Source organism: Nocardioides sp. F233, assembly GCF_057813895.1.
Genome location: NZ_JBVASH010000002.1, coordinates 704,462 through 722,900, shown reverse-complemented (window position 1 = coordinate 722,900; position 18,439 = coordinate 704,462). Strand labels below are relative to the sequence as shown.

At 71.6% G+C, this 18,439-nt stretch carries 19 protein-coding genes; 11 read left to right on the top strand and 8 right to left on the bottom strand.

All coding sequences use genetic code 11. From position 1 onward, the window contains the following. The first annotated feature begins 12 nt into the window (after window positions 1-12). The 4 genes from nadA to ACZYRU_RS09865 are packed head-to-tail and all read left to right on the top strand — an operon-like array spanning window position 13 to window position 2,846. Window positions 13-1,188, top strand: a complete 1,176-nt coding sequence (gene nadA / locus ACZYRU_RS09880) for a quinolinate synthase NadA (RefSeq protein ID WP_488956909.1) — start codon at window positions 13-15, stop codon at window positions 1,186-1,188. Further along, window positions 1,181-1,540 (top strand): zinc ribbon domain-containing protein YjdM, encoded by a 360-nt coding sequence (locus tag ACZYRU_RS09875; protein WP_488956908.1) that lies wholly within the window; start codon window positions 1,181-1,183, stop codon window positions 1,538-1,540. Before nadA ends, ACZYRU_RS09875 begins: the two co-directional genes overlap by 8 nt. Before the next feature lie 2 nt (window positions 1,541-1,542). Beyond that, window positions 1,543-2,142: a DUF3043 domain-containing protein gene (locus tag ACZYRU_RS09870; RefSeq protein WP_488956907.1), complete on the top strand. Its 600-nt coding sequence runs from the start codon at window positions 1,543-1,545 to the stop codon at window positions 2,140-2,142. A gap of 47 nt (window positions 2,143-2,189) precedes the next feature. Continuing rightward, window positions 2,190-2,846, top strand: a complete 657-nt coding sequence (locus ACZYRU_RS09865; protein ID WP_488956906.1) for a hypothetical protein — start codon at window positions 2,190-2,192, stop codon at window positions 2,844-2,846. A gap of 7 nt (window positions 2,847-2,853) precedes the next feature. On the opposite strand, the gene ACZYRU_RS09860 is transcribed toward ACZYRU_RS09865, so the two are convergent. After that, window positions 2,854-3,864: an aldo/keto reductase family protein gene (locus ACZYRU_RS09860; protein WP_488956905.1), complete on the bottom strand. Its 1,011-nt coding sequence runs from the start codon at window positions 3,862-3,864 to the stop codon at window positions 2,854-2,856. A gap of 52 nt (window positions 3,865-3,916) precedes the next feature. Here ACZYRU_RS09860 and ACZYRU_RS09855 point away from each other — a divergent pair, with 52 nt between their 5' ends. From ACZYRU_RS09855 to ACZYRU_RS09845, 3 genes are read left to right on the top strand one after another with little or no spacing between them, the layout of a single operon-like run. Beyond that, window positions 3,917-4,435 carry a GNAT family N-acetyltransferase gene (locus ACZYRU_RS09855; protein ID WP_488956904.1) on the top strand — a complete coding sequence of 173 codons (519 nt, stop codon included), beginning with the start codon at window positions 3,917-3,919 and terminating at the stop codon, window positions 4,433-4,435. A 3-nt stretch (window positions 4,436-4,438) separates the two neighbouring features. Further along, window positions 4,439-5,101 carry an AzlC family ABC transporter permease gene (locus ACZYRU_RS09850; RefSeq protein ID WP_488956903.1) on the top strand — a complete coding sequence of 221 codons (663 nt, stop codon included), beginning with the start codon at window positions 4,439-4,441 and terminating at the stop codon, window positions 5,099-5,101. Next, window positions 5,098-5,403 carry an AzlD domain-containing protein gene (locus ACZYRU_RS09845; RefSeq protein WP_488956902.1) on the top strand — a complete coding sequence of 102 codons (306 nt, stop codon included), beginning with the start codon at window positions 5,098-5,100 and terminating at the stop codon, window positions 5,401-5,403. The genes ACZYRU_RS09850 and ACZYRU_RS09845 overlap by 4 nt, the downstream gene beginning before the upstream one ends. 87 nt (window positions 5,404-5,490) lie before the next feature. On the opposite strand, the gene dapB is transcribed toward ACZYRU_RS09845, so the two are convergent. Beyond that, the gene (dapB, locus tag ACZYRU_RS09840) at window positions 5,491-6,273 is read right to left on the bottom strand and encodes a 4-hydroxy-tetrahydrodipicolinate reductase (RefSeq protein ID WP_488956901.1); all 783 of its coding nucleotides are present in this window, start codon (window positions 6,271-6,273) and stop codon (window positions 5,491-5,493) included. A gap of 51 nt (window positions 6,274-6,324) precedes the next feature. Here dapB and ACZYRU_RS09835 point away from each other — a divergent pair, with 51 nt between their 5' ends. Both ACZYRU_RS09835 and ACZYRU_RS09830 read left to right on the top strand, forming a co-directional pair. Next, a complete protein-coding gene (locus tag ACZYRU_RS09835; RefSeq protein ID WP_488956900.1) occupies window positions 6,325-6,840 on the top strand; it encodes a class I SAM-dependent methyltransferase in 516 nt (171 codons plus the stop codon). A 159-nt stretch (window positions 6,841-6,999) separates the two neighbouring features. Beyond that, window positions 7,000-8,721: a BCCT family transporter gene (locus ACZYRU_RS09830; RefSeq protein WP_488956899.1), complete on the top strand. Its 1,722-nt coding sequence runs from the start codon at window positions 7,000-7,002 to the stop codon at window positions 8,719-8,721. Between the two features lie 4 nt (window positions 8,722-8,725). On the opposite strand, the gene ACZYRU_RS09825 is transcribed toward ACZYRU_RS09830, so the two are convergent. From ACZYRU_RS09825 to rpsO, 3 genes are all read right to left on the bottom strand, one after another. Continuing rightward, on the bottom strand, window positions 8,726-10,099 hold the full coding sequence (locus tag ACZYRU_RS09825) for a M16 family metallopeptidase (RefSeq protein ID WP_488956898.1): 1,374 nt from the start codon (window positions 10,097-10,099) through the stop codon (window positions 8,726-8,728). Next, window positions 10,096-12,324, bottom strand: coding sequence for a polyribonucleotide nucleotidyltransferase (locus ACZYRU_RS09820; RefSeq protein ID WP_488956897.1), 2,229 nt, complete (start codon window positions 12,322-12,324; stop codon window positions 10,096-10,098). Before ACZYRU_RS09820 ends, ACZYRU_RS09825 begins: the two co-directional genes overlap by 4 nt. A gap of 148 nt (window positions 12,325-12,472) precedes the next feature. After that, window positions 12,473-12,748 (bottom strand): 30S ribosomal protein S15, encoded by a 276-nt coding sequence (rpsO, locus tag ACZYRU_RS09815; RefSeq protein ID WP_192683081.1) that lies wholly within the window; start codon window positions 12,746-12,748, stop codon window positions 12,473-12,475. A 141-nt stretch (window positions 12,749-12,889) separates the two neighbouring features. Between rpsO and ACZYRU_RS09810 the strand changes: the two genes are divergently transcribed. Together ACZYRU_RS09810 and arfB are read left to right on the top strand one after the other, a co-directional pair. Then, entirely contained in the window at window positions 12,890-14,998 is a 2,109-nt protein-coding gene (locus ACZYRU_RS09810; protein WP_488956896.1) for a molybdopterin-dependent oxidoreductase, read from the top strand. Window positions 14,999-15,006: 8 nt separating this feature from the next. Then, window positions 15,007-15,420 (top strand): alternative ribosome rescue aminoacyl-tRNA hydrolase ArfB, encoded by a 414-nt coding sequence (gene arfB / locus ACZYRU_RS09805; protein WP_488957194.1) that lies wholly within the window; start codon window positions 15,007-15,009, stop codon window positions 15,418-15,420. Here the strand turns inward: arfB and ACZYRU_RS09800 are convergent. The 3 genes from ACZYRU_RS09800 to ACZYRU_RS09790 are packed head-to-tail and all read right to left on the bottom strand — an operon-like array spanning window position 15,417 to window position 18,426. Next, complete coding sequence (locus ACZYRU_RS09800; protein ID WP_488956895.1) at window positions 15,417-16,595, bottom strand: molybdopterin-dependent oxidoreductase; 1,179 nt, start codon at window positions 16,593-16,595, stop codon at window positions 15,417-15,419. The genes arfB and ACZYRU_RS09800 overlap by 4 nt on opposite strands. Window positions 16,596-16,633: 38 nt before the next feature. Further along, on the bottom strand, window positions 16,634-17,410 hold the full coding sequence (locus tag ACZYRU_RS09795) for a nucleoside hydrolase (protein WP_488956894.1): 777 nt from the start codon (window positions 17,408-17,410) through the stop codon (window positions 16,634-16,636). Continuing rightward, window positions 17,407-18,426 carry a hypothetical protein gene (locus tag ACZYRU_RS09790; protein ID WP_488956893.1) on the bottom strand — a complete coding sequence of 340 codons (1,020 nt, stop codon included), beginning with the start codon at window positions 18,424-18,426 and terminating at the stop codon, window positions 17,407-17,409. Before ACZYRU_RS09790 ends, ACZYRU_RS09795 begins: the two co-directional genes overlap by 4 nt. Between the last annotated feature and the right edge of the window lie 13 nt (window positions 18,427-18,439).

Genomic DNA, 18,439 nt, shown 5'->3' with positions numbered 1-18,439 from the left:
TAGACTGCACGCATGACCACCGTTGACCTCCCGCTGCTGCCGCTGGGCCGTGGCACGGACGCGCTCTCCGAACGCGGCGTCGACTGCCCCGGCGACCTGCCGGCGCCTTCCGACCCGGACCTGGTGGCGCGTGCCCGCGCGGCCAAGGAGAAGCTCGGCGACCGGCTGTTCGTGCTGGGGCACCACTACCAGCGCGACGAGGTCATCCAGTTCGCCGACGTCACCGGCGACTCCTTCAAGCTGGCCCGCGACGCAGCGGCGCGCCCGGACGCCGAGTTCATCGTCTTCTGCGGCGTGCACTTCATGGCCGAGTCCGCCGACATCCTGACCGGCCCGGACCAGAAGGTGATCCTCCCCGACCTCGCCGCCGGCTGCTCGATGGCCGACATGGCGCGCCACGCGCAGGTGGAGCGCGCGTGGGAGGCCCTCGCGGCCGCGGGCGTCCAGGACGTCGTCGTGCCGGTTACCTACATGAACTCCAGCGCCGACATCAAGGCGTTCTGCGGGCGCAACGGCGGCGTCGTGTGCACCTCGTCGAACGCCGAGGTCGCCCTCGACTGGGCCTTCCAGCAGAAGGGCGAGGACACCAAGGTCCTCTTCCTCCCCGACCAGCACCTCGGCCGCAACACGGCCGTGCTCCAGCTCGGCTTCTCCCTCGACGAGTGCGTCGTGTGGAACCCGCTGCTCCCCAACGGCGGGCTGACCGCCGAGGAGCTCGCCGAGGCCCGGATGATCCTGTGGAAGGGCCACTGCTCGGTCCACGGCCGGTTCTCCGCCGACGTCATCGACGAGCTGCGCGCCAAGGTCGAGGACCTCAACGTCCTGGTCCACCCCGAGTGCCAGCACGAGGTCGTGCTCAAGGCCGACCTGGTCGGGTCCACCGAGTTCATCATCAAGACCATCGAGGCGGCGCCCGCCGGCTCGAGCTGGGCGATCGGCACCGAGCTCAACCTCGTGCAGCGCCTCGCCAACGCGCACCCGGACAAGAACATCATGTTCCTGGACCGCAACGTCTGCTACTGCGCGACGATGAACCGGATCGACCTGCCCCACTTCGTGTGGGCGCTGGAGAACCTCGTCGAGGGCGTCGTCGTCAACCAGATCGAGGTCGACCCCCAGACCGAGGCCGACGCGCTGACCGCTCTCCAGCGGATGCTGGACCTGCCCGGAAAGTCCCACCGTGACTGACGTCCTCCCCCCGTGCCCGCAGTGCTCGAGCGAGTACACCTACGAGATGGGCGACCTGCTCGTCTGCCCGGAGTGCGCCCACGAGTGGTCGCCCGCCGAGGCTGCGGCGGCCGCTGACGAGGCGGCGGCCGCGGGCGTCGTACGCGATGCGAACGGGAACCCCCTCGCCGACGGCGACGACGTGATCGTGGTCAAGGACCTCCCGGTCAAGGGCGCGCCCAAGCCGATCAAGTCCGGCACCAAGGTCCGCAACATCCGCCTCGTCGACGGCGTGGGCGACCACGACATCGACTGCAAGGTCGACGGCTTCGGTCCGATGCAGCTCAAGTCCAGCCTGGTCCGGAAGGCCTGATCGTGTTCAAGCGCACCAAGTCCCCCGCCGCCCCCGACGCGGCCTCGTCTGCCGCAGCCGACGGGAAGGTCGGCGGCAAGGGCCGACCCACGCCTACCCGCAAGGAGGCCGAGGCCGCGGCCAAGGCCCGCGCCAAGGCACCCACCGACCGCCGGGACTCCTCGCGACGCCAGCGCGAGTACCGCGCCGAGGAGAGCCGCAAGATCCGCCAAGGCATGAAGAGCGGCGACGAGCGCTACTTCCTACCCCGCGACAAGGGCCGGGTGCGTCGGTTCATCCGCGACTACGTCGACCGCCGCTTCTCCATCGTCGAGATGGTCATCCCGCTGATGATCATCGGCCTGATGCTCGGCTACACCGGCAGCTCCGCGCTCGTGCAGGCCTCCAGCATGGTCCTGCTCGCCACGGTGCTGTTCGTCGTGACCGACATGCTCATCCTCCGCTTCCGGCTGCGGCGCGAGCTGAAGACCCGTTTCCCCGACGAGCCGCTCAAGGGCACGACCTACTACGCACTGACCCGGTCGATGCAGATGAAGTTCATGCGCCTGCCGAAGGCCCGGATCAAGATCGGCCAGCCGCTGCCCGAGGACTACGACAAGTAGGTTCCGTCCGGGTTCCGGCCGAACCAAGCGTGCGCTAGGTTGCCGGCGTGAAGGTGATCGCTGCGCTGCGCGGCCCCGGTCCTGCCCTGCTCGAACCCGCGTTCCGCGCGGAGGTCGCCGCGACCGGCGCCACCCGGCTGCAGGTCAACGTCGACGACGACGCGGTCGCGCCGGCGATGAGGTTCGGCCCGGGTACGCCGATCACCGCCGTGGTCACGGTGTGGACGGAGCAGGACCCGGCCGCGCTGCTGGGCGTCGTACGCCGTCTCGACCCGGACGCGGACGCCTGGTCCGTCGACGAGCGCGAGCCGCTGGTCCCGCCCGCTGTTGCCGACGGCGAGCGGGCCGATGCGCTGGCGAACCTCGCGTTCCTGCGCCGGCCGTCGGCGATGCCGCACGCGGAGTGGCTCTCCGACTGGCTGGACCGGCACACCCAGGTGGCGATCGACACCCAGGGCACCTTCGGCTACGTCCAGAACCCTGTCGTCGAGCACCTCACCGACGGCGGCCGGGACGTCACCGGCATCGTCGAGGAGCTGTTCCCGATGGCGGCGATGGCCGACCACCACGCGTTCTACGGCAGCGGCGGCGACGAGGAGGAGTTCCAGCGCCGGTTCACGACGCTGATGGACAGCTGCGCCAGGTTCGGCGCGGCCGAGGGCCTCGACCTGGTGCCGACGAGCCGCTACCTGTTCTCGCTCTGACCGCGGCTCAACCGAGGATCTCCGAGCGCCGCGGCGAGCGGGTCAGCGACGGGTCGCTGGTGACGACGCCGTCGAGCGCCCGGTCGATCGCGGCGAGCGTGTCGGCGTCCAGCGTGATGCCGGCGGCCTTGACGTTCTCGGTGACCTGCTCGGGCCGGCTGGCGCCGATGATCGCCGCCGAGACGTTGTCGTTCTGGAGCACCCAGGCGACGGCGAGCTGGGCGAGCGAGAGCCCGGCCTCGTCGGCGATCGGCTGCAGCAGCTGGACCCGCTCGAGGACGTCGTCGCGCAGCCAGCGGCTGATGTCGTTGGCGCCGCCCTTCTCGTCGGTGGCGCGGGAGCCGGCCGGCGGCGGTTGGCCGGGGCGGTACTTGCCCGTCAGCACGCCCTGGGCGATCGGCGACCACACGATCTGGCCGATGCCGAGCTCCATGCAGGTCGGCACCACCTCGGCCTCGATGACCCGCCAGAGCATGGAGTACTGCGGCTGGTTGGAGACCAGCGGCACCCGGAGCTCGCGGGCCAGCTCGGCGGCCGCCCGGATCTCCTCGGCCCGCCACTCCGAGACGCCGATGTAGAGCGCCTTGCCCGACCGGACGACGTCCGCGAACGCCACCATGGTCTCCTCGAGCGGCGTCTCGTGGTCGAAGCGGTGCGCCTGGTACAGGTCGACGTAGTCGGTGCCGAGCCGGCGCAGCGACCCGTCGATCGACTCCAGGATGTGCTTGCGGGACAGCCCGTGGTCGTTGTGCTTGCCGGGCCCGGTCGGCCAGAAGACCTTGGTGAAGATCTCGAGGCCCTCGCGCCGCTCCCCCGCCAGCGCCCGGCCGAGCACGGTCTCGGCGGCGGTGTTGGCGTAGACGTCGGCGGTGTCGAAGGTGGTGATCCCCTCGTCGAGCGCGCGGCGCACGCAGTCCAGCGCGCCGTCCTCCTCGACCTGGGAGCCGTGGGTGATCCAGTTGCCGTAGGCGATGGCCGAGATGCGGAGGCCACTCGCCCCGAGGTTGCGAATCTCCATGCCCTCGACCCTAGTGGCCGGGGCCACACCCCTGCCCTGACAGGATGACCGCATGGTCGTTGCTGACGTCTCCGTACGGGTCGCCTGGCCGGCCGACGCCACCGGGATCGCGGAGGTCCAGCTCCGCGCCTGGCAGCAGCGGTACGACGGCAGCGCGGCCGTGGATGCCCCGACCCTCGCCGAGGCCTGGCGCCAGTCCCTCTCCCGCCCGCCGGAGGCCCGGCACCGTGCCCTCGTCGCCCTCGCCGGCGACCAGGTGGTCGGCTTCGCGCTGACCGGCCCCAACGCCGATCCCGACGCCGATCCGGCCGCCGACGGCGAGATGGCCGAGTTCACCGTCAGCCCGGACGCCACCCGCGCTGGGCACGGCTCCCGCCTGCTGCAGGCCTGCGCGGACACCCTCGGCGCCGACGGCTTCGGGCGTGCCGTGTGCTGGGTCGACGCGACCGACGACGTGCTGCGGGCCTTCCTGACCAGCGCCGGCTGGGATGCGGACGGCGCGAGCCGCGAGCTCGCCGACGAGTCCGGTACGACGGTCAAGCAGGTCCGGCTGCACACTGCCCTCGCATAGCCCGTGAGCGAGCCGACCCGGCGCAGCGTGGTCCGCGACAGCCTCGGCGTCGCGATCGCGACCGGCACCTACGGCCTGAGCTTCGGCGCGGTCGGTGTCGCGTCCGGCCTGAGCCTGGCCCAGACCTGCGTGCTGTCGCTGCTGATGTTCACCGGCGCCTCGCAGTTCGCGCTGGCCGGCGTGCTCGGCTCGGGAGGGACGCCGATCGCCGGTGCGCTCACGGCGATGCTGCTCGGCACCCGCAACGCCCTGTACGGCCTGCGTCTGGCCCCGCTCCTCGACTACCGCGGCTGGCGACGCGCGGCCGCCGCGCAGGTCCTGCTCGACGAGTCGACCGCGATGGCGGTGACCCGGCCGAACCGCGAGCTGGCGCGGACCGGCTTCCTGACGACCGGGCTGACCATCTTCGTGCTGTGGAACCTCACCACGCTCGTGGGTGCCCTCGCCGGCGAGCAGCTCGGCGACCCCCGCGACCTCGGGCTGGACGCGGCCGTCGGCGCCGCCTTCCTGGCCCTGCTGTGGCCCCGGCTCGCGACGCCGAGCCTGAAGGCGACCGCCGCGCTGGCCGCTCTCGTGGCGGCCGGCGCGGTGACGGTGGCGCCGGCCGGCGTACCCGTCCTCGTGGCGGCCGGTGTCGCCGTCCTGGTCGGAGCGCTGACCCGATGATGTGGTGGGCCGTGCTCGGCGCCGGTGTCGGCTGCTACCTGCTCAAGCTGGCCGGGCTCTCCGTGCCCGCTCGGGTCCTCGGCAACCCGCTGGTCGCCCGGATCGCCGACCTGATCCCGGTCGCGCTGCTCGCGGCCCTGGTGACCGTGCAGGTGCTGGCCGCGCCCGAGGGCCGCGCGCTCGTGCTCGACGCGCGGGTGCTGGCGCTGGGCGTCGCGGTGCTGCTGCTCCTCGCCCGCGCACCGTTCCTCGTCGTCGTGTTCGGCTCGGCCGCGGCAGCCGCCCTGCTCCGGCTGCTGTAGCGCACTCCAGCGCAGCGGCCATCGGCGGGAACGACGGTCGGGGAGGCGTAGGAAGCGACGAAGGAGCGACGCGCTCGCGCCGTTCAGTCAGCCGAGGTCGAGGAAGTGCTCGAGACCCACCGTCAGGCCGGGGAAGTCCCCGATCCGGCGGACGCCGGTCAGCACGCCGGGCGTGAACGAGACCCGGTCGAGGGAGTCGTGGCGGATGGTGAGGGTCTCCCCCAGCCCACCGAGGATGACCTCCTGGTGGGCGACCAGGCCGCGCACCCGGACGCTGTGGACGCGTACGCCGTCGACGTCGGCGCCCCGGGCGCCCTCGAGGCCGGTGCTGGTCGCGTCGGGGATCGGGGCACTGCCGGCCTCGCGGCGGGCGGCGGCGATCAGCTCAGCAGTGCGACCGGCGGTGCCGCTGGGGGCGTCGGCCTTGGTCGGGTGATGCAGCTCGACGACCTCGACGGACTCGAAGAAGGGCGCGGCGATGGCGGAGAACCGCATCATCAGGATCGCGCCGATGGAGAAGTTGGGCGCGATCAGGACGCCGGCGCCGGGACTGTCGGCGAGCCAGCCGCGCAGGGTGTCGAGGCGCGCGTCGTCGAAGCCCGTCGTACCGACGACGGCGTGGATGCCGTTCTCGATGCAGAAGCGCAGGTTGTCCATCACCACGTCGGGATGGGTGAAGTCGACGACGACCTGGGTGCCGCTGTCGACGAGCGAGGCGATCGGATCGCCCTGGTCGACACCGACGGTGAAGTCCAGGTCGTCGGCGGTCTCGACGGCCTTGACGACCTCGGCACCGACCTTGCCCCGGGCCCCGAGGACGCCCACCTGGAGGCGCTCGGCAGCACCCTGATCCGCGACACGTGTGCTCACGGCACCAAGGTAGTGCGTCACCCCGGCTCGCGTTCTGGCAGGCTGACCCCCATGGTGAACAAGATCCCGGCCCGGATCCGGTGGGCGGTGGACTTCATGGACGTCCAGCCCAACGACCACGTGCTGGAGATCGGCTGTGGAAATGGTGCGGCCGCCGACCTCATCTGCCGGCGCCTCGAGGGCAAGGGCAAGATGTTCGCGATCGACCGCTCCGAGGCCGGTGTGGACCGCACCAAGGCCCGCTGCGCCGAGCACATCGCCGCCGGCAGGCTCACCGTGCGCCAGATCGACCTGGCCACGCTCCGAGTGCCGGTCAAGCGGCTCACGAAGGTCTTCGCGTTCGACGTCAACCTGTTCTGGGTGCGCGACGCGAGCGAGGAGATCGCCCTCCTCCACGAGCGGCTGATGCCCGGCGGGTCGGTGAACCTCTTCTTCGACACCTCGCGTCCCGAGCAGGTGGCCGACATCCTCGCGAAGGCGTCCGAGCAGCTGCGTGACGGCGGCTTCCGGGTCTACATCGTGGACTCGAAGATGCCGCCCGTCATCGGGATCATCGGGCGTCGCTGACCTCTCGCGGGCCCTCCGCGATTCGACGCGGCGGGGTGGGCTCTTGTTAACGTGCAGGGGCAGCATGCCCGTCTCGGGGCTGGCCTGACTTCACATCTCGGTCCTCTCTCACCGCCTCGGCGCGCGTGCTCGTCCTGACCGGCGAGACCCTGGAGAGACGTGACCCGGAGCCCCAGCACGACCCCGACCAGCATCCTGACGACACCTGCCGCGGACGTCGTACCGCACCCGGCGCTGGACCAGGCCGTCGAGGTCGACGGTCCGGTACGCCGGGGCATCGACCCCCTCGTCTTCGGCGTCGCCGCCGTCGTGAGCATCGCCTTCGTCGTGTGGGGCCTGGTGAGCACCGACTCGCTCGGCACCGCCTCGGGCAAGGCGCTGGACTGGGTGATGACCAACACCGGCTGGCTGTTCGTGCTGACCTCCAGCGGCTTCGTCGTGTTCGTCGTGTGGCTGGCGATGAGCAGGTACGGCACCATCCCGCTCGGCCGCGACGACGAGGAGCCCGAGTTCCGCACGACCTCGTGGATCGCGATGATGTTCAGCGCCGGCATGGGCATCGGCCTGATGTTCTACGGCGTCAGCGAGCCGCTCTCCCACTTCGTGGACCCGCCGCCGGGCACCGGCGGTGACCCGGACGCCGCCGCGCAGACCGCGATGGCGACCACGATGTTCCACTGGACGCTCCACCCGTGGGCGATCTACGCCGTCGTCGGCCTCGCGATCGCGTACGGCGTCTACCGCAAGGGCCGCGTGCAGCTGATCTCCGCGGCCTTCGCGCCGCTCCTCGGTGAGCGAGCCTCGGGCGGCGCCGGCAAGGTGATCGACATGTTCGCGATCTTCGCGACCCTGTTCGGCTCGGCGACCTCGCTCGGCCTGGGCGCGCTGCAGATCAGCAGCGGCCTCGAGATCGTCGGTGACATCGGCCCGCTCGGGAACGGCGTCCTCGTCGGGATCATCTCCGTGCTGACCGTCGCCTTCGTGCTGTCAGCCGTCTCCGGCGTCGCCAAGGGCATCCAGTGGCTGTCCAACATCAACATGGTGCTCGCCGTCGTGCTGGCCCTGTTCCTGTTCGTGGTCGGGCCGACGGTCTTCATCCTCAACCTGGTGCCGACCTCGCTCGGCAGCTACGTGCAGGACCTGGCGATGATGGCTGCCCGCACCGGGGCGGAGGGACCGGACACCGAGGCCTGGCTGGGCAGCTGGACGGTCTTCTACTGGGCCTGGTGGCTGTCGTGGACGCCGTTCGTGGGCATGTTCATCGCCCGCATCTCGCGCGGTCGCACGATCCGCCAGTTCGTCACCGGCGTGCTGCTGGTCCCGAGCGTGGTCAGCGTGATCTGGTTCTGCATCCTGGGCGGCACCGCCATCGACCTGCAGCGCGACGGCACCGACATCGCGCACGCCGACGGTCTCGAGGCCCAGCTGTTCGGCACCCTCGACGCGCTCCCGCTCGCCACGGTCGCCAGCATCCTGGTGATGCTGCTGGTCGCGATCTTCTTCGTGTCCGGCGCCGACGCGGCCTCGATCGTGATGGGCAGCCTCTCCGAGCGCGGTACGACGGAGCCGCGCCGCAGCGTCGTCATCTTCTGGGGCGTCGCCACGGGAGCTGTCGCGGCGGTGATGCTGCTCGCGGGCGGCGAGGACGCGCTGACCGGCCTGCAGACCATCACCATCGTCGCAGCGCTGCCGTTCGTGGTGATCATGATCGGCCTCGCAGCGGCACTGGTGCGTGAGCTGCGTACCGACCCGATGGTCGTGCGCCGCAGGTACGGCGAGGAGGCGGTCGAGCAGGCCGTCATCGCCGGCGTCACCGAGCACGGCGACGACTTCGCGCTGTCCATCGAGGCAGTCGACCCCGAGCCCGAGCTCGGGGTCTGACGCGTCAGGCCGGTCCGACCAGCGCGAGCAGCTCGGGCCGGCCGAAGACCTCGGCGGCGACCTCGCGCACCTCGTCGAGCGTGACCGCCTCAATCCGGGCGATCACCTCGTCGATGCCGAGCACCTCACCGTTGACCAGCTCGTTCTTGCCCAGTCGCATCATCCGCGAGCCGGAGTCCTCGAGGCCGAGGATCATCCCGCCGACCAGCTGACCCTTGCCGCGGACCAGCTCGTCGTCGGTGATCCCCTCGTCCGCGATCAGCCGCAGCTGCTCGCGGACCACGGCCAGCACCTCGTCGGTGCGGTCGGGCAGGCAGCCGACGGCGACCCCGACGACGCCGGAGTCGGCGTAGTGGCTGGCGAAGGAGTAGACCGAGTAAGCCAGCCCGCGGACCTCGCGGACCTCCTGGAACAGCCGGCTGGACGTGCCGCCGCCGAGAGCGGTGTTGAGCACGCCGAGCGCGTAGCGGCGGTCGTCGTCGCGGGTCAGGCCCTCGCGACCGATGACCAGGTTGACCTGCTCGAACGGCCGGTCGACCCGCCCGTCGCCCGCGACGACCTTCGGGCGGCGCCGGGCCGACGTCGTACGCGGAGCCGTGTGAGCGGCCAGCTCGTCGAGCCAGCCGTGGCGGCCGAACGCCTTCTTGACCGTGCGTACGACGGCCGCGTGGTCGAGCGCGCCCGCGACCGAGATGACGGTGTTGGCCGGCGCGTAGTGGCGGCGGTAGAAGCGCTTGATCTGTGCCGGGGTCATCGCCTCGATCGATCCGGCGGTGCCGGCGATCGGGCGCCCCAGCGCCGACTCGGCGCCCCAGGCGAGCTCGGCGAGCAGGTTCTGGACGACGTCGTCGGGGTCGTCGTCGTGCATCGCGATCTCGTCGAGGATGACGTCGCGCTCGGCGTCCACGTCGTGGGTCGCGATGAGCGAACCGGTGATCATGTCGCCGAGCACGTCGACGGCCAGCGGCAGGTCGTCGGAGAGCACCCGCGCGTGGAAGCAGGTGTACTCCTTCGCGGTGAACGCGTTGAACTCACCGCCCACCGCGTCGAGCTCGATGGAGATCTCGAGCGCGGAGCGCTCCGTGGTGCCCTTGAACAGCAGGTGCTCGAGGAAGTGCGAGGCGCCGTGGGTCTTGGTGGTCTCGTCGCGCGAGCCGACGCCGACCCAGACGCCGACGGACGCGGAGCGCGCGCCGGCCATCTGCTCGGTGACGATCCGCAGCCCGGACGGCAGCTGCGTGCGTCGTACGAGCGAGGTCACCTGACCCGAGTGGTCGCGCACGGTCTCGAGGGTCCGGGTGGACGCCCCGGCACGGGAAACGGCCGACGGCCGGCCAGCGGAGCGCTGGCCGGCCGTCGTCGAGCTGGTGGTGCTCACGCCTCGTCGGACTCCTCAGCCGCGTCGGTCGCCTCGCCGGCGGCCTCCTCGACCACCGGGATGAGGGACAGCTTGCCGCGGTCGTCGATCTCGGCGATCTCGACCTGCAGCTTCTGGCCCACCGCGACGACGTCCTCGACGTTCTCGACACGCTTGCCACCGGCGATGGCGCGCAGCTTGCTGATGTGCAGCAGGCCGTCCTTGCCGGGCATGAGCGCGATGAACGCACCGAAGTTCGTCGTCTTGACGACGGTACCGAGGTACCGCTCGCCAACCTCGGGCATGGTCGGGTTCGCGATCGCGTTGATCGCGGCCCGGGCCGCCTCGGCCGCCTCGCCGTTGGTCGCACCGATGTAGACCGTGCCGTCGTCCTCGATCGAGATCGAGGCGCCGGTGTCGTCCTGCAGCTGGTTGATGACCTTGCCCTTGGGCCCGATGACCTCGCCGATCTTGTCCACGGGCACCTTGACGGTGATGATCCGCGGAGCGTGGATCGACATCTCCTCGGGAGCGTCGATCGCCTCGCCCATGACCTCGAGGATCGTCAGGCGGGCGTCGCGGGCCTGGGTCAGCGCCGCAGCGAGGACCTCGGCCGGGATGCCGTCGAGCTTGGTGTCGAGCTGGAGCGCGGTGACGAACTCCTTGGTGCCGGCGACCTTGAAGTCCATGTCACCGAACGCATCCTCGGCACCGAGGATGTCGGTCAGCGCGACGTACTCGGTCTTGCCGTCGATCTCGCCCGAGATGAGGCCCATGGCGATACCGGCGACCGGCGCCTTCAGCGGCACACCGGCCTGCAGCAGCGACAGGGTCGAGGCGCAGACCGAGCCCATCGAGGTGGAGCCGTTGGAGCCCATGGCCTCGGAGAGCTGGCGGATGGCGTACGGGAACTCCTCGCGGCTCGGGAGCACCGGCAGCAGCGCACGACGCGCGAGCGCACCGTGGCCGACCTCGCGACGCTTGGGCGAGCCGACGCGACCGGTCTCGCCGGTGGAGAACGGCGGGAAGATGTACTTGTGCATGTAGCGCCGGTGGGACTCCGGCGACAGCGTGTCGATCTGCTGCTCCATCTTGAGCATGTCGAGGGTGGTGACGCCCAGGATCTGGGTCTCGCCACGCTCGAACAGCGCGGAGCCGTGGACGCGCGGGATCACGTCGACCTCGGCGTGCAGCGGTCGGATGTCGGCCAGGCCGCGACCGTCGATGCGGACCTTGTCGCGCAGCACGCGCTCGCGCACGACCTGCTTGTTGAGCGAGCGGAAGGCCGCGCCGAGCTCCTTCTCGCGACCCTCGAACTGGCCGGCGAGCTTCTCGAGCAGACCAGCCTTGAGCTCGTCGGTGCGCGCCTCGCGCTCCTGCTTGTCACCGATGGTCATCGCGGCGACCAGGTCGTCCTTGGCGGCGGCCTCGACAGCGGCGTACACGTCGTCCTCGTAGTCGAGGAAGATCGGGAACTCCTGGACCGGCTTGGCGGCCACGTTGGCCAGCTCGACCTGGGCCTCGACCAGCTGCTTGATGAACGGCTTGGCGGCCTCGAGACCGCCGGCCACGACCTCCTCGGTCGGCGCCTGGGCGCCGCCGCGGACCAGCTCGATGGTCTCCTCGGTGGCCTCGGCCTCGACCATCATGATCGCGACGTCACCGGTGTCGGTGACCCGGCCGGCGACGACCATGTCGAACACGGCCTTCTCCAGCTGGCTGTGGGTCGGGAACGCGACCCACTGGCCCTCGATGAGGGCGACGCGGGTGGCACCGACCGGGCCGCTGAACGGCAGGCCGGAGAGCTGGGTCGACAGCGACGCGGCGTTGATCGCGAGCACGTCGTACGGCGTGTCGGGGTTGAGCGCCATGACGGTGATGACGACCTGGACCTCGTTGCGCAGACCCTTCTTGAAGGTCGGGCGCAGCGGGCGGTCGATGAGGCGGCAGGCCAGGATCGCGTCCTCGCCCGGGCGGCCCTCGGAACGGAAGAACGAGCCGGGGATGCGGCCCGCGGCGTACATCCGCTCCTCGACGTCGATGGTCAGCGGGAAGAAGTCGAAGTGGTCCTTCGGGTGCTTGCCGGCCGTGGTGGCCGACAGCAGCATGGTGTCGCCGTCGAGGAAGGCGCTCACCGAACCGGCGGCCTGGCGGGCGAGGACGCCCGTCTCGAACTTGATGGTGCGAGTGCCGAACTTGCCGTTGTCGAGAACGGTCTCGACCTCGGAGATGACGGGTTCAGTCAATGTTTTCTCTTGTTCGTGCGGTGCGGGACGCGCTGCCCCGCGGAAATGGACTTGAATGACGCTCGCCACTTTATCGACCGGCGGGCGAAAAGCAGAACGGGCGACCCGGTTCGGGTCACCCGTTCATGGACGCATCAGAGCGTTGCGATCAGCGGCGCAGGCCGAGGCGCTCGACAATGGTGCGGTAGCGCTCGATCTCGGTCTTCTTCAGGTAGTTGAGAAGACGGCGGCGCTGGCCGACGAGCAGGAGCAGGCCACGACGACTGTGGTGGTCGTGCTTGTGCTGCTTGAGGTGCTCGGTCAGGTGGCTGATGCGGTGCGAGAGCAGCGCGATCTGCACCTCGGGCGAACCGGTGTCACCCTCGGTCGTGGCGTACTCAGCGATGATCTTCTTCTTGGTCTCAGCGTCGGTACCGACTGCCATGTGAACTCCTTGTTCGCTCGTTGCGCGGCGCCCCAGCCTGAAATCCTGGAGCTCTCTTGGTCCGCGGCCGTTCTGACGGCAACTGCACAAGGCTAACAGCGGGGATCACGCCGAGCCGAATCGCTGTGCGACGATGCCGACGTGGAGACGCGGACCGGCGTGTGCAACCTGTGCGAGGCCACCTGTGGCCTGCTGCTGACCATCGAGGACGGCGCCGTGACGGGCGTCCGCGGCAACCCCGACGACCCCCTCTCGCGCGGCCACATCTGCCCCAAGGGCGTGGCGATCGGCGACGTGCACGCCGACCCGGACCGCCTGCGCCGTCCCGTACGACGCCTCGGGCGCGGCGACGACGCGCGCTGGGAGGAGATCGGCTGGGACGAGGCCCTCGACCTGGTTGCCGACGGCCTCGCGAGGGCCGTCAACGAGCACGGCGAGGACGCGCTCGCGATCTACCTCGGCAACCCGAACGTGCACAGCCTCGGCTCGATGACCCACGGCGTCGCGCTGGCGCAGTCGTTCCGCACGCGCAACAAGTTCAGCGCGACCTCGGTCGACCAGCTCCCCCACCAGGTCATCGGCTACCTCCTCTACGGCCACCAGCTGCTGCTGCCCGTGCCCGACATCGACCGCACGTCCTACTTCCTGGTGCTCGGCGCCAACCCGATGGCCTCCAACGGCTCCCTGATGACCGTCCCGGACTTCCCCGGACGCCTGCGCGAGCTCCGCGCCCGTGGCGGGCGGATGGTCGTGCTCGACCCGCGGCGCACCGAGACCGCGAAGGTCGCCGACGAGCACCACTTCGTCCGGCCCGGCACCGACGCCTGGGTGCTGCTGGCCCTGCTGCAGGTGCTGTTCACCGAGGGCCTGACCCGACCGCCGGCGTACGTCGACGGCCTGGCCGGCGTCGTGGACCTGGTCGCCGGCTTCACCCCCGAGCTCGCCGAGCAGGCGAGCGGGGTGCCGGCCGACGAGATCCGGCGGATCGCGCGGGACTTCGCGGCCGCGGACGGCGCAGCGGCGTACGGCCGAATCGGGGTGTCGACCCAGGAGTTCGGGACGGTCTGCCAGTGGGCGGTCCAGATGATCAACCTGGTCACCGGCAACCTGGACCGCGAGGGCGGGGCGCTGTTCACCAACCCGGCGATCGATGCGGTCGGGCGCGGGCTGATCGGGCGCGGCCACCACGACCGGTACCGCTCCCGGGTGCGGCAGGCGCCCGAGTTCGGTGGCGAGCTGCCGGTCGCGGTGCTCCGCGAGGAGATCGAGACGCCCGGAGAGGGCCAGGTCCGGGCGCTGCTGACCGTCGCCGGCAACCCGGTGCTCTCGACGCCGGACGGCGTCGCGCTGGACCGGGCGATCGCGGGCCTCGACTTCTACGCCGCGGTCGACATCTACCTCAACGAGACCACCCGGCACGCCGACGTCGTCCTGCCGCCGACGACGCTCCTCGAGCGCGACCACTACGACCTGGTCTTCCACCTGCTCGCGGTGCGCAACACGGCCCGGTTCACACCGGCGGTGTTCGCGAGGGGCCGCGACCAGCGCCACGACTGGGAGATCTTCCGCGACCTCCACCTGCGGGTGACCCGGCGCCGGCGCCGGAAGCCGCCGCTCAAGCGCCGGATCGTCGCCGAGGCGCGAATGCGGATGAGCCCGACCTTCCTGATCGGGATGCTGCTGCGCTCCGGCGGGTCGCAGACGACGCTGACCGAGCTGCGCAAGCACCCCGAGGGTGTCGACCTCGGACCGCTGCGCGCCGGGCAGCTGCCCGGACGCCTGCGGACGCGGAGCGGACGGATCGAGGCGCTGCCGGCGCTGGTCGCCGCGGACGTCGCCCGGTTGCAGGAGCACGCCCTGCCCACCGACGGCGAGCTGCTCCTCATCGGCCGCCGCCACCAGCGCGACTGCAACTCGTGGATGCACAACACCGACCGGCTCACTCGCGGCAAGGCCCGCCACCAGCTGCTCATGCACCCTGCCGACCTCGCCTCGCGGGGCCTGAGCGACGGCGCTGTCGTCACCGTGCGCTCGCGGGTCGGCGAGGTGAAGGTCGAGGTGGCCGCGACCGAGGACGTGATGCCGGGCGTCGTGTCGCTCCCCCACGGCTACGGGCACGGCCGCGCCGGTGCCCGGCTGGGCGTCGCGGCCGGCGTCGCCGGGGTGTCGATCAACGACCTCACCGATCCCGAGCGGCTCGACGTGTCGGGCAACGCGGCGCTGTCCGGCGTACCGGTCACCGTCTCGTAGTGGACCTCCTGGTTCCTGCTGGCCCGGGACTCCCGGCCGGGCTGGTCGTCCCCGACACCGAGCTGGTCGAGCGGTTCTCCCGCTCCCCCGGCCCCGGCGGGCAGTCGGTCAACACCACCGACAGCCGGGTCGAGCTGCTCTGGGACCCGGCCGCCTCGACCGTGCTGTCCGACGCGCAGCGCACCCGGCTGCTCGCCCGCACCGACGGACCGATCACCGTCGTCGCCCACGAGCACCGCTCCCAGCACCGCAACCGGGTGGCCGCCCGCGAGCGCCTCGCCGCGCGGGTGCGTGAGCTGCTCGCGCCACCCCCTCCGACCCGGCGGGCCACGAAGCCGACGCGTGGCTCGAAGGAGCGCCGGCTCGACGCGAAGCGCCGCCGCGGTGAGACCAAGCAGCTGCGCGGCCGGGTCCAGGACTAGGCAACCAGCACGGGGTGCCTCACGACGGCGTCGAAGAAGTACCCGTTCGGGTTGTACGCCGCCGCGTCGGGCTGGGTGCGCCCGTGCAGGTCGGTCGCCCGGGCGAGCAGCTCATGGCGTCCCGCCTCGGGTGCGTGCCAGCGGTGCGACCACCGGGTCCAACCGTGCCCCTCGGTCCGCGGGCCGGGCGCGGGACGCAACCGGGCGGCCGCCCACGTCGTACCGCCGTCGGTGCTGACCTCGACCCGCGCGATCGGCGCGGCACCCGACCACGACCGGCCGGTGAGCACCGCCGTGCGGCCGGCCGGGATGGTCGCGTCGCGCGGGAGCTCCCAGGCCGAGCGCACCGGGTTGGCGCCGAGCGGACCGCCGACGTTGTACCAGCGGGTGTTCCACGGCGAGGTCAGCTCCGCGGTCGACACCTCGAGCTCGCCCAGCCATTTGATGCTCGCGATGCCCACCCAACCGGGGAGCACCAGTCGCAGCGGGAAGCCGTGGTCGGGCAGCAGCGGCTCGCCGTTCGCGCCCCAGGCGAGCAGCGCGTCGTCGAGCGCCTTGGCGACCGGGAACGGGCGCCGCACGTGGCCGAGGTTCTCGCCCTTGTCGACGTACTCGTCGTCGAGGCCGACACCCTGCACCGACACCGCGTCGGACCGCAGGCCGGCCCAGCGCAGCACGTCGCGCAGCCGGACGCCCTGCCAGGTCACCGTGCCGACCGCGCCGAGCGTCCACGGCGTGCCGGCGGCCTTGGTGCCCTGCTGGGTGTCGAAGAAGCTGCGACCGTTGCCGGTGCACTCGTGCACCGAGGTGACCTCGACGGTCCGGAACCGGCGCTTCAGCTCGGCGAGGCCCAGCGTCACGCCGGCGGCGTCGGCGAGACCGTTGCCGTGCACCCGCAGCCGGTACGACGCCGGGTCGACCTGCGGTGTACGCGTGTGGTTGCGCACGAACAGCCGTGACTGCGGGGTGAGGTAGCGGTGCGGGTCGACCGACTCCCAGCGCGTCTCGGCGTTGGTGCCGTAGTCGATGAACGCCTCGGCCGGCAGCGGCTTGAGGATCGCGGGAGCCCCGGCTGTCGCGCGGGACGCTAGCGGGCCGAGTTGGGTGACGGTGGCGGCGGCCAGTCCGGCGGGCAGTCCGAGCACGGCACGGCGGCGCATTCGGTTCGGGGTCATGCCCCGACGTTAACACGAGTTATTTACTTGATTTAGTTCTATTGACGGCCGAGCGTTGCAGCGAGCAGGGCGAGGTACCGCGCCCGGTCGGCGCCGACCGCCACCGACACCCGTCCGCGCTTCTCGTCGACCTCCGCGGCGAACCGGGTGGCGCCGTACGTCGTCGGGTCGGTGCACTCCACCCGCACCGCTGCCCGCAGGGTGGTGAGCAGGCCGGGGTCGAGCAGCGCCGCGACCGCGAGCGGGTCGTGCACCCGCGCTCCCCGGTCGAGTCGGGAGGCGGCGAGGTCGGCGGCAGCACGGGCGGCGGGCGTGCCGAGGCCACGCCAGTGGTCCAGGTCTGCGACGCCCGGGGCCGCCGCAGCCGTGGCGTCAGCGGTCACCAGCAGCACCTCGCGGAAGGGCGCGGCGAGCACGGTGGCGGCGGCCTGCGGGTCGGACCAGACGTTGCGGTCGGCGTACGGCGTCGCCCCGGGCTCCCGGTGCGTCCCGCCGAGCACCACCAGCCGGGCCACGGAGCCGGTGAGCGAGCGGTCGAGCGCCAGTGCCGCGGCCAGGTTGGTCAGCGGGCCGGTGGTCACGAGCGCCACCGGCGCAGATGCCTCGGCCAGCGTCGAGAGCAGCCACGCCGGGCCGGGGTGCACGTCGACGTCGACGCCGCCCTGCGCGACCATCGCCCGCACCGCTGCGGCCTCGTCGGCACTCGCGGTGGAGACACCCAGCAGCTCGATGCCCGGGTGCAGGGCAGCGAGCAGGATCGCGATGGCGTCGTCGGTCTCGGCGTCGCAGTCGACGACCACCGGGACCGGGGTCACGCCAGGTCCTCGTCGCGGTCCTCGTCGCGCAGCGAGCGGTAGGCCACCCGGGCGCTCACCGCCCGCTCGAGCTCGCGGATCACCACGGAGAAGAACTGCCGGCGGTAGAGCTCGTCGGTGACGGCGTACACCGTGAAGTAGAGGCCGCTGAACGCGGCGAGGAAGGTCGAGACCCGCAGCAGCTCGAGGCTGAGCCGCTCGCCGAACAGCTGCCCGACCGGTCCGTCCAGGGCGTGCACCGGGTGGGCGAGCCACAGCTCGAGCACCTCCGGCTCCATCGCGACCAGGCCGAAGACGATGAAGAAGGCGAACACCGCCAGCGCCAGCAGCAGCACCTGCACGGCCTGCGCGACGAGCAGGACCAGCACCAGGTTGGCCTTCTGCAGCCCGCTGACCTCGGCGTCGACGGCGCCGACCTTGTCGACCCGGGCCGCGATCCGCCGGGCGGCCGGCTCGAGCGGGGTGCCCGTGCACGCCTCGATGAGCTGGGCCGCCTCGACCTCGTCGTCGACGCTGTCGAGCTCCTCGGGCAGCCGGGTGAGCAGGAAGCCGACCGCGATGGCGGCGAACAGCAGCACGGCCACCCAGAGCACGCCGCCGTCCAGGCTCGCCGCGACCTGCCAGACCTCGGTGTTGATGAACAGGAAGGTGATGAACAACAGCAGCAGGGGCAACGCCCGCGTCACGAGCGGCAGCATCAGCCCCATCGAGCGGAAGGTACGCCGGATCGCCCAGCCCACGATCAGCCAGGCACGGAGCACCGCGACGGCGTACACCGCCAGCACGACACCGAAGGCCGTCAGCGCGGCGCCGAGCGCGGAGGCGACACCGAGCCATGCGCCCGTGACCAGCCCGGCGACCGCGGCGACCACGACCGCCACGGCCACGGCCGGGACCAGGCGCGCCCGACGCAGCCCGCGGGCCACGGCAGCGCGGTAGTCGTCGACGAAGTACGGCAACCCGTGGTCGACGAACCACCGCTCGGCAGCAGCGAGGTCGTCCCGCACCCCGGTCACGGCAGCCCCGTCC